Raw genomic sequence first — 12010 nt, forward strand, 5'->3', positions numbered from 1 at the left:
TTTTGTCGCCATTATAGCAGTAAAACCTTATGCGTTTAGATCAGTTCGTCAGTCAAGCCGCCGCTATTACGCGGGTGGATGCGCAACAAGCGATCCGTCGCGGTTGGGTGGATGTTGAAGGTAAAACCATCACCAAAACCGCTACGCACATTGACCCATCAGCAGTCGTGACCTTGGATGACGTGTTGATTACGTTGCCTGGTGATATTTATGTGATGCTACATAAACCGGCAGGTGTAGTGAGTGCAAGGGAAGACCCTGAGCATCCCACGGTGTTGGATTTGATTGATCATCCACACCGCAAAACGCTGCATGTGGTGGGTCGGCTGGACAAGGATACGACGGGTTTGTTGTTACTTACCAATGACGGCGATTGGTCGCACCGGATTTCTGCGCCGAAACACCATGTGCCAAAAACGTATCTGGCGACGTTGGCGTGGGAATTGACGGAAGCGGGAGCGCAAGCGTTGCGTGCGGGGGTGCAATTGCACGGGGAGAAGGGGTTGACCAAACCGGCGGAGGTGGAGATTTTACCGGACAATCAGGCGCGGATTACGATTTCGGAAGGTAAGTACCATCAGGTGAAACGCATGTTTGCGGCGGTGGGGAATCGCGTGGAGGTGTTGCATCGGGAGCGGATTGGTGGGCTGGTGTTGGATGATGAACTCCCGCCGGGTGGGTGGCGGGAGTTGCGTGATCAGGAAGCGCGTGACCTTATGGCGATGTGAAATTCGCGGTTAGGGTTTTTGCTTCCGTCATGGTCACTCTGCAAGTCGTAGACGTGGTGCAACTGGTTGCGCCTGCGCCTGTCCAGCCGGTAAAGCGTGAGCCAGTGACGGGTTTGGCGTAAAGTGAAATAATCTTTCCTGTCACCATTGCTTCGCTACAGTCTGTCCCACAGTCGATCAAGCTGACAGGAGAACTGGTCACTTTACCCATACCCGTACCTACGATACCCACTGTTAGTGGCACTAAAGGTCTAAACGTCGCAGTGACGGTTTTGCTTGCCGAAAATGCACTGACGGTGCAGGTATTGCCGGTGACAGCGCTACACCCAGCCCAACTGTACAAGCCGTAGCCGCTGGCAGGTGTGGCAGTCAGCGTAATGGTGGCTTGATTAGGATAGGCTTGGGAACACGCCGTTCCGCAGTTAATAGCGCCATCGGTGCTGGTGATAGTGCCGCTACCGACGGTTTTTGCAGTTAACACTAGATCGAAATGAGCCGTCAGGGTTTTTGCTTCCGTCATGGTCACTCTGCAAGTCGTAGACGTGGTGCAACTGGTTGCGCCTGCGCCTGTCCAGCCGGTAAAGCGTGAGCCAGTGACGGGTTTGGCGTAAAGCGATATGACCCTGCCAGTGATCACGGGTTCCTCGCAATCGGTTCCGCAGTTAATACCAGTGATGGAACTCGTGATGGTGCCACTGCCGGTTCCTGTCTTATTAACGTTAAGCGCATACGTTCCGGTTGAGGCGGCGGTGGTGCTGGTGAAAGTACCCGTTACGCCACCAATGCTGAGTGTCGTATTGGTGCTGCTTGAGTAATTCGCCGATGAGGTGTGTTGCACCCGTACAGTGTTACCATTATTAACTAAACCGGCAGCGTTGGTGAAAGCACCACCGTTGATGCTATAGCTTCCCCCCGATACGCTGATCGCAGCACCAGTATTGATACCACTGACTGTAATGGCGTTAGAGGTGATAACCGTGGAACGGGCTACCGCTGTTTGTGCTGAGAAACTAAAAGCGTTGGGTTGGGTATCAACGGCGGCAGAAGTTTCGTTGTAAAGTAATGACCCCCAAGCAAGCCCCGGATAACCTGCCCATGGGATGACCCGTGCCGTTAAAGCATAACGTTTGCCGCTAACTGGCGTGAAGCTAAAGTTGGTGTTGCTACCTGTATTCTGAATGTTTTCAGCAACACTCTGTTGAGCATTCGTAATTTGCACATTATCGACCAAGAAACTAACATTAGTACCAGTGCCGAGGTAGCGGTATCCCGTATGTCGGTATTGCGCCCTGAACTTCACCAGTTTATTAGCGTAGGCACTCAGTGAAATACTTTTGGTTGAGAAAGCAGTTTCTTCAACACTTCCAGAATTTGTACCGGTTTTGCTGTAAATGTCCTGCCAGCTTGCACCACCATCCAGACTGATTTGCATGGCTGCGGTTTGCTCGTTGGTTGCCAAGCCTAATTTAGAGTCAAACTGCAATACACTGTTTGAGGAGGGGATATAAATTCGCGGAAATTCAACCGTTTCAGACTCGGTGGCAGGTGCGAGACGGTAAACATTTGTGCCATTCGTGCCGCTGCCGGAATAGACCAAGGTATAAGAGCTATCAGTGCCATCGGTGACGTTCAGGCTACCGGTTTCCGCATTGTATACGCCGGTCGCGGCAGCAATTTCGGCGATGTAAGCTTCGTATTGTTGAGCAAACGCTACCGGATTAAAGGTATAAGTGGCAGGTGTATTCGCAGGTGGTGAAGTGCTACCGCTGACTGTGACTTGCTCTTCTCCTACACCGGCTGTTTGTGGATCAAAGACAGTGACGGTGTAAGTAAAACTGCGTGGGCTGCCGCCGACAATAACATTACTCACGGTGACTTGGTAACTGGTATCGGTGGTTGGCTTAGGCCAAGTTTGGCTTTGGCTTGCCGTCATATTGTTAGGTCGCCACACCAAGGTGTTTTCGCCATAGCCGTTTGCAACCGTTTCGAGTGCCACGGGAATACTGGTTCCGCCTTGGGTCATGCTAACCGTCGCATTGGTAAAATTAGCACTAGGGTAAGAAAAAGACCAACGCACAGGAACGACTGGGTAAGGGTTAAAACCTTTCGTTGGCCAAGCAATAAAGTCATCGCGGGTGGCAGGGCGAGTGCTGTACGCATTGCCATCAAATACCCAAATCGCATTGGCAGCAGCGAGCGAGCCAACTTTGGGTACGTCCCCTGTTCCCATGGTTTGGGTCTGTGGATGTAGCAACCAACGCCGATGCCCAACGACGTGATTGCCAGTGCCATTGTCCTGAATCTGACCGTCTACGGCATTCCAAGCATTGTGACCCCAGGAAATGTTAGAACTGCCCGCCGCAGTGGCACCATCAGCAGTATAGCAATTCCAAGAGGAAGGCGGATTATGGCTCAGGCTATTGTTGGCACTCATCATCAATGCAGCTTGTTGGGCTTTGGCATTAAAGGTGGCATTTAAGGTGATATTGGCTGGTACACCTGCCATTGCCCGGAAATAATTGATACGGGCAAGCACCGCATCTTTGAATTCACTGCTGGTTGTACCCGGTGTACAGGTGCTGTGGTTGCCTGTCCATGCCATCGGTGTATTGTTTGAAGCCAAATAAACGCTGTTGTAAAATGCTCTGGCTAATTGGCGATTGCTGGGGTCAATAGCCCAGCCGCCCGTATTGGATGCGGGGACACGCCATGCCTGTTCGGGTTCATCGGAAAAGTGATGAGGTTGTAGCCCAGGATACGGCAGGGCATCACCTAGTAGAACGGAGCCGGATAATGAGGATTCTGTTTTAGCTTGCCCCGGAGAAAATGTTTGTCCGCTTTCTTTTTGACAAGCGGACAATAATACCATTGACGTTACCACCAGTATGGTAAACGCTTTAAACCTTCTGAAGACACTCATAGCCTATTCCCCCATTGATGTAACTAACCGATGCCCTTAGCCAATCAATAGAATGGTAAATGAATTGGCTATTAAATAAGCTTAATCATAAGATTTATATTGATTTCATACAAGTAGTTAATAAAAATTTTAATTAATAAAAGTTTTAGCCCAAAAACCGCTGATATGCCGGGTTCTCCGTCTCATCCCAATACTCATACCCCAGCTTCTCTAGGAACTCGCAGAATTCGCCGCGTTCCTGTTCCGGCACTTGTATCCCCACCAACACGCGCCCGAAATCTGAACCGTGATTGCGGTAATGGAACAGACTGATATTCCACCCCGCGCTCATGCTGGTGAGGAAATGCAGCAACGCGCCGGGGCGTTCGGGGAAGGTGAAACGGTACAGCACTTCATGCTCTGCACCATTAGAATGCCCGCCCACCATGTAACGCAGGTGAATTTTTGCCACCTCGTTATCGGTCAAATCGGTGACGGAATAGCCTTTCGCCTGCAAATCGCCTAGTAAGGTAGCACGTTCGGATTTACCGGCAATTTTTACCCCCGCAAACACCTGAGCATCCCGTGCATCGGCATAACGGTAGTTGAATTCGGTGATCGGGCGGTTGCTAATGTCGTGGCAAAATTCGCGGAAACTGCCCGGTCTTTCAGGAATCGTTACCGCCAGCAACATTTCGCGTCCCTCGCCCAACTCGGCACGTTCGGCGACGTGGCGTAAACGGTCGAAGTTAATATTCGCGCCGCTGGCCGTCGCAATCAGGTGTTTGCCTTGAATGTTTTCGCGTGCCACATATTTTTTGATGCCTGCCACGGCTAACGCGCCCGCTGGTTCGAGCAAGGTGCGGGTGTCTTCAAATACGTCTTTGATGGCGGCACATGTTTCGTCCGTGCTGACTAAAATCACTTCATCAACAATGTGTTTGGCAATCTCGAAGGTGTTTTCACCGATCAGTTTGACCGCAGCACCATCCGCAAATGTGCCGACTTGCGCCAGTTGCACCCGTTCGCCCGCTGCTAAGGAGGCGTGCAAGGTGGGGGCTTCTTCGTGTTCTACGCCGATGATTTTGATGTGGGGGTAGAGGTATTTGAGGTAACTGCCCACGCCTGCAATCAAGCCGCCGCCGCCAACGCATAGGAATACCGCTTCAATCGGGTCGGAATGTTGGCGCAAAATTTCCATACCAATCGTACCTTGCCCTGCGATCACATCGAGATCGTCGAAGGGATGCACGAAAGTCATGTGATGTTCGCGCTCTAGCTCACGAGCGTAAGCATAGGCTTCGTCATAAGAATTGCCATGCAACACCGCATTACCGCCAAAGGCTTTCACCGCGTTTACCTTGATGTCGGGGGTGGTGACAGGCATGACGATGGTGGTTTTAATGCCGAGTTTTGAACCGGAAAGTGCCACACCTTGTGCGTGATTGCCCGCAGAAGCCGCAACCACACCGTGGGCGCGTTCTTCTGGCGATAGCAAAAACATTTTATTGAATGCGCCGCGCAGTTTGAAGGAAAACACTGGCTGCAAGTCTTCGCGCTTGAGGTAAATTTCATTACTCAAGCGGGTACTCAAGCTACGCGCCCGTTCCAGCGGGGTTTCGATAGCCACGTCGTAGACGCGGGCGGTGAGAATGCGTTTTATCAGGGATTTGCTCATAATTCCAACTTTTGCGGCTCTGCCTTTACGTGGCGGTTAGTATATTGCAAACTCAGGTTTGAGAAAGATTTTTACAACATCACAGGAACGTTTATGAACCAAGACGCTATGAAAAAAGCGGCAGCAGAAGCCGCACTCGCCTATGTACAACCCGGTATGATTGTGGGGATCGGCACAGGGTCTACCGCCAACCATTTCATTGACCTGCTGGCAGGCATCAAGCACAAAGTCGAAGCGACCGTTGCCAGTTCCATCGCCAGTGCGCAGCGCTTGGAAAGCCACGGGATTCGGGTGCTGGACTTGAACGAGGCAGGGCAATTGTCCTTGTATGTGGACGGTGCGGACGAGTCTAACGAACACTTGCACCTAGTCAAAGGCGGCGGCGGTGCTTTGACCCGTGAAAAGATTGTGGCAGGCGCAAGCGATAAATTTGTATGCATCGCCGATGACACCAAGCTGGTGAAAACCTTGGGCAAATTCCCCTTACCGATTGAAGTGATCCCGATGGCGCAAGCCTTGGTGGCAAGGGAAATGGTGAAGCTGGGGGGTAATCCCGTGTTGCGTGCCGGTTTTACCACTGACAATGGCAATATTATTCTGGATGTACACGGCTTGGAAATCACCAACCCGGTCGAGATGGAAAACCGTCTCAACCAGATTCCGGGCGTGGTTACCAATGGCTTATTTGCTATTCGCCCAGCCGATGTGCTGATTTTGGGCGGGGCAAACGGCGTGCGTACCTTGGTCTAACGGCAAGCCGCTAACATCACCCGATTCCATTTCGCGGAATAATCTAATGCCACCGCCAAGTAACGGCGGTGGTTTTCCCCGTATAACGCATCTGTTACCCCATCCAAGCATTCTGTTGGGCAGTTGTCGCGTACTTGTGCGAATACCTCAGGCGCAATGCCGGGTACGGTGCTGCTGCGCCCTGCATTGCACAAAAAATAGCGATTGCCTTGGCTGATGGCGGCTTTGGCTTCCGCTTCTGGGTTACGTGCTTTGAGCAGGGGCAATTGCTCGGCAAAATAGCGTTCCTTACTGGCGCTGATCTCCTCAACAGAAGGTACATGAAACCCTTGTGTTTTCTGTGGAATGGGCTGTGGGGGAGGCTGGCAGGCAGTAAGACCACCAACACAGAGTATACTCAGTAAAGTCACTTTCATTATTTCTCTCCTTTGCGTAAGCGCAGCAATGCGTACAATCCGGCTAACCAGAGCCATGAAGTGGGTATTGAGCCGCCGCCGCCACCACTACTGCCGGTGTCACTGTCAGGTGTTGTGACGCTGGTATTACTGTCACTGCTGGCGCTCGCTTTAGCCGGATTAGTGGCGGATAAAGCGAAGAAAATGTTGTTATGGCATTCGACTAGTATGTGGGTACGGCTGCCCAAATTACTGGGTAAGGTAACGACCTCCGTGCCATCATTGGGGGTGTTGCTGATTAAAGTGATAAAGCTGCCTGTGGTGTTATTGGCAGCAATATCAACCGTAGCACAGTTGATAGGGGGCAAATGCGTATTGGCAATATTCCAGTTGACGGTTTGTTGGCTACCGCCTAGGAGTGAGGTTGTGCGAGGAGAGGTGACAGCGAATGCCTGCCCAGTATTGCGCACATTGATTTGCATTTCATCGTAGGCCGTGCCACCCCGACCGTCACGCACTTGCAGGAGGAAATTGAGTTCGCGATTTGTTACTGGTAATACTTCGCCTGCTGTTTGTACCTGATTCGCTAAGTCAGACAGTGTGGGAATAATGCGTTGCGGGGAGTCACTGGGTAGGCGTGTGCGAATCAGGGCATTATCACCGGTATCCACATTGACATTTGAGGCAGTGCCAGCGTCGCTTTGCTCCCATGAGTAGCTTAAGGTATCTCCGTCGGGATCGCTGCCACTGCCACTGAGAATAAAGGGGGTAGCAGCAGGAATGGTGTAATCCGCTCCTGCGTTAGCACTGGGGTTACGGTTGGTGAGGCTGGTTTTGTTGGCACAGCTTGCTCCGTTACCTTCATGCAAATACTGCTGAATTTGTAGGATCGAGGCAGCGTGCATCGCACTATCGCTGAAGGTTTGGGTGTTATCCTGAGAGCATAAACCGGCATACGCCATGATGCTTGTGCCGCTGCCGGGTTCAAAGGCGGTTCGGGGTTCTCGGTTGTTGGAGCAAGTACCCAGTAAGCCATTAAATGTGTGACTTGCGCCTAGTTGATGCCCGATTTCATGTGCAACAAAATCAATGATAAACGCATCCCCTTTCGGCTCAGGCAGACCGGATACACCTTGCGCTTTAAATTGTGTGTCGCATACCACCCCTAATAGAGCGAGTCCCATGCCGCTGTTAACCATGGTGAAAACATGTCCAATATCATAGTTATTGTTACCTAGGATACTGTCGAGTGTGCTGGTATTTTGTTTCAGTATTTGTGGAGCAGAGGAATTGGTATAAGGGTCTGTATTGGCGTTGGTGAATACCACATTCGTGTCACTGACTAAGGTGAGGCGAGTGGATAAATCCCGTTCATAAATTTGGTTGATGCGGTTGACGGCAGTGACAATCGCACTGAATGCGGCACTCTGGCTGCCGTAATAAGTGGTGTATTCCCCGGTAGCGGCTACTGCTAGACGGTAGGTGTGTAAGGTTTCACCGGCTCTGGCTGCTGCGGTGCTGGCGGATCTATTGGCTGCTAACGTATTGGCAAAACTGGGTTTGTTCACAGGGTCTTGGCTGGTGCATGACCACTTACCTGACCGAAAGGCTTCCGCATTAGCACTTTTACGGAAACTGAGGTATTGCCTAGTGGTTGCGGAGGTATCGGTTTGTGGTTCAATGAATAAAGTATCACCGTTAGCCATATCAAGCATGGCGTGCAGACCACGTGAAGTGAAGTCTGCTACGCCACTGATGACTTTGCCGTCTGTGCCGAAGACTTTCCATGTTTTAATTTCAGGATGAGCGGTGGCAATGTCGGGTGCAAGTATGTCAGTGGGTTCAATACTCACGGTTGCAAAGCCACCATCGGGCAGAGGTAAATCTAGCCTAGGCAGGTTAGTGCGGGCTTTTTCCAGAGTGTTGGTGGTGAGAAGGGTATCAGCTTGTGCCAGCCATTGGGCTTCATCGAGATGTAGAAGACGATAGTCTTGTAAGTGAGCGCTCGTTGCGGTAACGCGGGTGTTACGTGCTGATATGTCTTGCCAGAGTGCAGGGAGGGTGTTAGCACTAACGCTGTTGGCGAAGTATAACGGCGCAAGCATCCATAATATTTTCATGCTGTTGGTGTCCTAATCGTTAATATGCCCGTAATTTGCGCAGAATTATAGACCATTAGCAAGCGTTTAGCGACGTAACAACACGTAAAGTGCGCCTGTTCCGCCATCCACTGGACGAGCCGAATGGAAAGCCAAGATGCGCTCGTGTTGGCGCAACCAATTATTAATCTTGGTTTTAATGACAGGGCCTTTGTGGTTAGAGCGGTTGCCTTTGCCGTGAATAATGCGGACACACTCGCCATGACCGGGATGGGCATCGTGTAGAAATTGCAGCAGTTGTTGCTTGGCATCCCGTGCATTCAGGCCATGCAGATCCAATTCACTGGCAATGCGGTAATGCCCGGAGCGTAATTTGCGTACAATCCGGTTTTGCAGACCGGGCAGGTAGTAACTGAGCATATCGCCAGGTTGTAATTCCACCGGATCGTAAGCATCAGAAAGCATGTCGCGCAGCACTTGGCGTTCATCTTCCAGGGTCTTGATGGGTATGGCTGGCGGTTTTACGCTATGATGTACAACATGATGTGTTGAACTCAGTGGCTTCACATCCTGCATGGATTCACGGAACAAGGAAAACTCTTCAGTACTCATGGATATACTGCTCAGTAACGATGATGGCTTTATGGCTCCCGGTATCAACCGTCTGCGCGAGGCGCTAATAACGGTTGGCAATGTTATCACAGTTGCCCCTGATCAGGATTGCAGTGGTGCGAGTAATTCGCTCACCTTGCGTAACCCTTTACGTATGACCCGGCACGCTGAACAGGTTTACAGTGTGAATGGTACGCCGACCGATTGTGTTCACCTTGGTTTGGGATTGTACGCGCATGACCCGGATATGGTGATTTCCGGTATCAATGCCGGGGCTAATCTGGGCGATGATGTGCTGTATTCTGGTACGGTGGCCGCTGCAATGGAAGGGCGGTTTTTGGGGTATCCCGCCTTAGCGGTGTCATTGGCTGCCCTTGAACCTGGTGCGGTAACGCATTACGCCACTGCTGCACAAGTGGTGTTGCACTTGTTGCCACATGTCAAAGCTTACCCGGATAGGAGCAATATGATCCTCAATATCAATGTGCCTGACGTACCTTGGGAACGGGTACGGGGTGTTTGCGTGACACGCTTGGGTAAACGGCATCGATCCGAACCGGTGATTCGTGCTGAGGATCCGCGTGGTCGAGAAATATTTTGGATAGGGCCTGCGGGAGATGCGGCGGATGCCGGTGAGGGTACAGACTTTTACGCGGTGCAGGCGGGTTACGTGTCGATTACGCCGATCCATGCTGATTTGACGCGGCATCGGGCGTTAGCGGAAACTGCCCGTTGGTTGGAGGCGTGTCATGTTGCCCCGTAAGCTCGATGTGCAAGGTATTGGCATGACCTCGCAGCGTACCCGTAACCGTTTGGTTGAACGCTTACGCGACAAAGGCATCCGCAATGAAGCGGTATTACAAGTGATGAGCAAAACCCCGCGTCATCTGTTGGTGGATGAAGCGCTCGCCAGCCGTGCCTATGAGGATACCGCCTTGCCCATTGGGCATGGTCAGACGATTTCTCAGCCCTATATTGTGGCACGCATGACGGCATTATTGCTTGAGGGAGAGCAACCACCACGGAAAGTATTGGAAGTGGGAACCGGTTCTGGTTATCAAGCAGCGATATTGTCCCCACTGGTAGAGCAAGTGTTCACAGTGGAGCGTATTGAGCCACTGTACCGGGCTACCCGTGCGCTACTCCATGCGTTGGGGTATCGTAATATCCATACGTATCTGAGTGATGGCAGTTGGGGGTTAGCACGTGAAGCCCCGTTTGATGCGATTATTGCGACGGCTGCCCCCGAAGCAGTACCGCCTGCTTTGCTAGAACAACTGGCTATTGGTGGGAAGTTAATTATTCCCGTGGGTAAGCAAGGCGGAGCGCAAATGTTACAAGTCATTACCCGTGATGCGCTAGAAATCTATACGACAATAGAACATGAGGCCGTACAATTCGTGCCGATGATCAAGGAAAACCAGTCAAGGAATACGAACCTTCTCTGAATATTGAGAAATATTTTCTTAAATTTGGTATATATTCCAGAGTTATTCAAGAATTATGTGAGTGTCTTCACATCCCTGACCCCCCAATAACATTAAGGTGTAACTATCATGGATAGAAAAATCAAAGTGGTCGCAGCCACTTCTTTGTTGGCATTGACGGCAGCCGCTTGTACCCCCAATCCCTATTACGCAGGTACTGGATACAACTATGGAAGTAACACGCAAACGAATACGGTAAACCGTGCTGCTGTTAGCCATACGCATTGTGGACGCACACACTCACATGCTTTACCCGCAGAAGGTTTAGCGCACCATCATGGTGATGGTTGTTTGGCAGGCAGTGGCGGTACAGCAACGACTACCACGGCGAATACGTCGAACTATAATTATGGTTACAGTGTGCCACCAGTCACAACGCCAACACCGCAACAACCAGCGATTAATTATGGCTACACAGCACCAGCGACCACGCCTTACACTGATTACAGTGGAAGCGCAAACACAGCAAGCAGTAGTTACTATGATTACTCAGCGCCTAAAGTGACTACGCCTGCTAATAACAATACCTACCGTACTACGCCAACGCCAACCCCGGCAGCACCTGCTTCATCAGGTGCGGTAAACAGTGGTTCATACGTTGTGCAAAAAGGCGATACTGTATTTCAAGTGATGCGTAATACCGGCGTTTATTGGAAAGATATTATCCGTCTGAATAACTTGGAAGCACCTAATTATACGATTGCGCCAGGGCAGCGTTTGAAACTCAAGTAAGCTAAACAATAAAGCCCGCATCTTTCTAGTGAGCGGGCTTTTTACTGTGCATAACCTGGCGTGCTGGATTTAACAGAAGCCGCTTACACAATCATCTTCTTTGTCTTTGGCTAACGTTGTTGCGTCGTTATCAGCACGTAAGTAGTTTTGTAACATTGCTGAAGTAACAGCCCCAGTGTGAGTATCAATAATCTCGCCTTCTGGATTCACGACAAAGGTGGTAGGTACGCCGTACACCAGACCTAAGGCAAACATCGTGCTGTCTTGTGTCGGGATGATGGGGTAAGCAACCTTTTTCTGCTCAACGAATTGCTTCAGTTCATCAGTCGACGTTTCGCCTGCTTCCATACCGAGTATGACTGCTTTATCTTTGTAGCGTTTGGCTATACTGTTCAACGCTGGGATTTCTGCAACACAAGGCGCACAGAACGTCGCCCAATAATTAACAATTACCCATTTGCCACGGTAGTCGGAGAATTGGTGCGCCTTACCTTCAATATCCTTGAAGCTAAAGTCTGCGACTTTAGGCGTTTCAGCGGCGTTTGCTGTAGCAGATAGTAAAAAAAACGCTGTTAGGGCAATGGCCCGTTTGATCAATTTCATATTGAACCCTCAACTTTCATACGTAAA

The 12010-nt window shown here is 50.8% G+C and carries 11 protein-coding genes; 5 read left to right on the top strand and 6 right to left on the bottom strand.

Going from position 1 to position 12010, the window contains the following annotated elements; genetic code table 11:
* Positions 1 to 29 precede the first annotated feature (29 nt).
* Positions 30 to 728, top strand: coding sequence for a pseudouridine synthase (locus tag BLV87_RS00615; protein ID WP_093064338.1), 699 nt, complete (start codon positions 30 to 32; stop codon positions 726 to 728).
* On the opposite strand, the gene BLV87_RS00620 is transcribed toward BLV87_RS00615, so the two are convergent.
* Both BLV87_RS00620 and ilvA read right to left on the bottom strand, forming a co-directional pair.
* On the bottom strand, positions 715 to 3648 hold the full coding sequence (locus BLV87_RS00620) for an InlB B-repeat-containing protein (protein ID WP_093064340.1): 2934 nt from the start codon (positions 3646 to 3648) through the stop codon (positions 715 to 717). The genes BLV87_RS00615 and BLV87_RS00620 overlap by 14 nt on opposite strands.
* A 145-nt stretch (positions 3649 to 3793) precedes the next feature.
* Positions 3794 to 5305, bottom strand: a complete 1512-nt coding sequence (ilvA, locus tag BLV87_RS00625) for a threonine ammonia-lyase, biosynthetic (RefSeq protein WP_093064342.1) — start codon at positions 5303 to 5305, stop codon at positions 3794 to 3796.
* A gap of 93 nt (positions 5306 to 5398) precedes the next feature.
* Here ilvA and rpiA point away from each other — a divergent pair, with 93 nt between their 5' ends.
* Positions 5399 to 6055, top strand: coding sequence for a ribose-5-phosphate isomerase RpiA (gene rpiA, locus BLV87_RS00630; RefSeq protein ID WP_093064344.1), 657 nt, complete (start codon positions 5399 to 5401; stop codon positions 6053 to 6055).
* On the opposite strand, the gene BLV87_RS00635 is transcribed toward rpiA, so the two are convergent.
* The 3 genes from BLV87_RS00635 to BLV87_RS00645 all read right to left on the bottom strand — a co-directional run bounded on the left by BLV87_RS00635 (position 6052) and on the right by BLV87_RS00645 (position 9161).
* On the bottom strand, positions 6052 to 6471 hold the full coding sequence (locus BLV87_RS00635; protein WP_093064346.1) for a hypothetical protein: 420 nt from the start codon (positions 6469 to 6471) through the stop codon (positions 6052 to 6054). The two genes, rpiA and BLV87_RS00635, sit on opposite strands and share 4 nt — an antisense overlap.
* Entirely contained in the window at positions 6471 to 8570 is a 2100-nt protein-coding gene (locus tag BLV87_RS00640) for a reprolysin-like metallopeptidase (RefSeq protein WP_093064348.1), read from the bottom strand. The genes BLV87_RS00635 and BLV87_RS00640 overlap by 1 nt, the downstream gene beginning before the upstream one ends.
* 66 nt (positions 8571 to 8636) lie before the next feature.
* Positions 8637 to 9161: a Smr/MutS family protein gene (locus BLV87_RS00645; RefSeq protein ID WP_245706860.1), complete on the bottom strand. Its 525-nt coding sequence runs from the start codon at positions 9159 to 9161 to the stop codon at positions 8637 to 8639.
* Between BLV87_RS00645 and surE the strand changes: the two genes are divergently transcribed.
* The 3 genes from surE to BLV87_RS00660 all read left to right on the top strand — a co-directional run bounded on the left by surE (position 9160) and on the right by BLV87_RS00660 (position 11380).
* Positions 9160 to 9924 (top strand): 5'/3'-nucleotidase SurE, encoded by a 765-nt coding sequence (gene surE, locus BLV87_RS00650; RefSeq protein ID WP_093064351.1) that lies wholly within the window; start codon positions 9160 to 9162, stop codon positions 9922 to 9924. The genes BLV87_RS00645 and surE overlap by 2 nt on opposite strands.
* Positions 9911 to 10609, top strand: a complete 699-nt coding sequence (locus BLV87_RS00655; protein ID WP_093064353.1) for a protein-L-isoaspartate(D-aspartate) O-methyltransferase — start codon at positions 9911 to 9913, stop codon at positions 10607 to 10609. The genes surE and BLV87_RS00655 overlap by 14 nt, the downstream gene beginning before the upstream one ends.
* Positions 10610 to 10717: 108 nt before the next feature.
* Positions 10718 to 11380 carry a LysM peptidoglycan-binding domain-containing protein gene (locus tag BLV87_RS00660; RefSeq protein WP_093064355.1) on the top strand — a complete coding sequence of 221 codons (663 nt, stop codon included), beginning with the start codon at positions 10718 to 10720 and terminating at the stop codon, positions 11378 to 11380.
* Between the two features lie 69 nt (positions 11381 to 11449).
* On the opposite strand, the gene BLV87_RS00665 is transcribed toward BLV87_RS00660, so the two are convergent.
* Positions 11450 to 11983, bottom strand: coding sequence for a TlpA family protein disulfide reductase (locus BLV87_RS00665; protein WP_093064357.1), 534 nt, complete (start codon positions 11981 to 11983; stop codon positions 11450 to 11452).
* Positions 11984 to 12010 lie beyond the last annotated feature (27 nt).

The sequence above is a fragment of the Thiothrix caldifontis genome, from assembly GCF_900107695.1.
Taxonomy (GTDB): Bacteria; Pseudomonadota; Gammaproteobacteria; order Thiotrichales; family Thiotrichaceae; genus Thiothrix; species Thiothrix caldifontis.

Bases quoted from the DNA above. Each gene is read 5' to 3' on its own strand.
- BLV87_RS00615 (WP_093064338.1), top strand. From the start codon at position 30: ATGCGTTTAGATCAGTTCGTCAGTCAAGCCGCCGCTATTACGCGGGTG.
- BLV87_RS00620 (WP_093064340.1), bottom strand. From the start codon at position 3,648: ATGAGTGTCTTCAGAAGGTTTAAAGCGTTTACCATACTGGTGGTAACG.
- ilvA (WP_093064342.1), bottom strand. From the start codon at position 5,305: ATGAGCAAATCCCTGATAAAACGCATTCTCACCGCCCGCGTCTACGAC.
- rpiA (WP_093064344.1), top strand. From the start codon at position 5,399: ATGAACCAAGACGCTATGAAAAAAGCGGCAGCAGAAGCCGCACTCGCC.
- BLV87_RS00635 (WP_093064346.1), bottom strand. From the start codon at position 6,471: ATGAAAGTGACTTTACTGAGTATACTCTGTGTTGGTGGTCTTACTGCC.
- BLV87_RS00640 (WP_093064348.1), bottom strand. From the start codon at position 8,570: ATGAAAATATTATGGATGCTTGCGCCGTTATACTTCGCCAACAGCGTT.
- surE (WP_093064351.1), top strand. From the start codon at position 9,160: ATGGATATACTGCTCAGTAACGATGATGGCTTTATGGCTCCCGGTATC.
- BLV87_RS00645 (WP_245706860.1), bottom strand. From the start codon at position 9,161: ATGAGTACTGAAGAGTTTTCCTTGTTCCGTGAATCCATGCAGGATGTG.
- BLV87_RS00655 (WP_093064353.1), top strand. From the start codon at position 9,911: ATGTTGCCCCGTAAGCTCGATGTGCAAGGTATTGGCATGACCTCGCAG.
- BLV87_RS00660 (WP_093064355.1), top strand. From the start codon at position 10,718: ATGGATAGAAAAATCAAAGTGGTCGCAGCCACTTCTTTGTTGGCATTG.
- BLV87_RS00665 (WP_093064357.1), bottom strand. From the start codon at position 11,983: ATGAAATTGATCAAACGGGCCATTGCCCTAACAGCGTTTTTTTTACTA.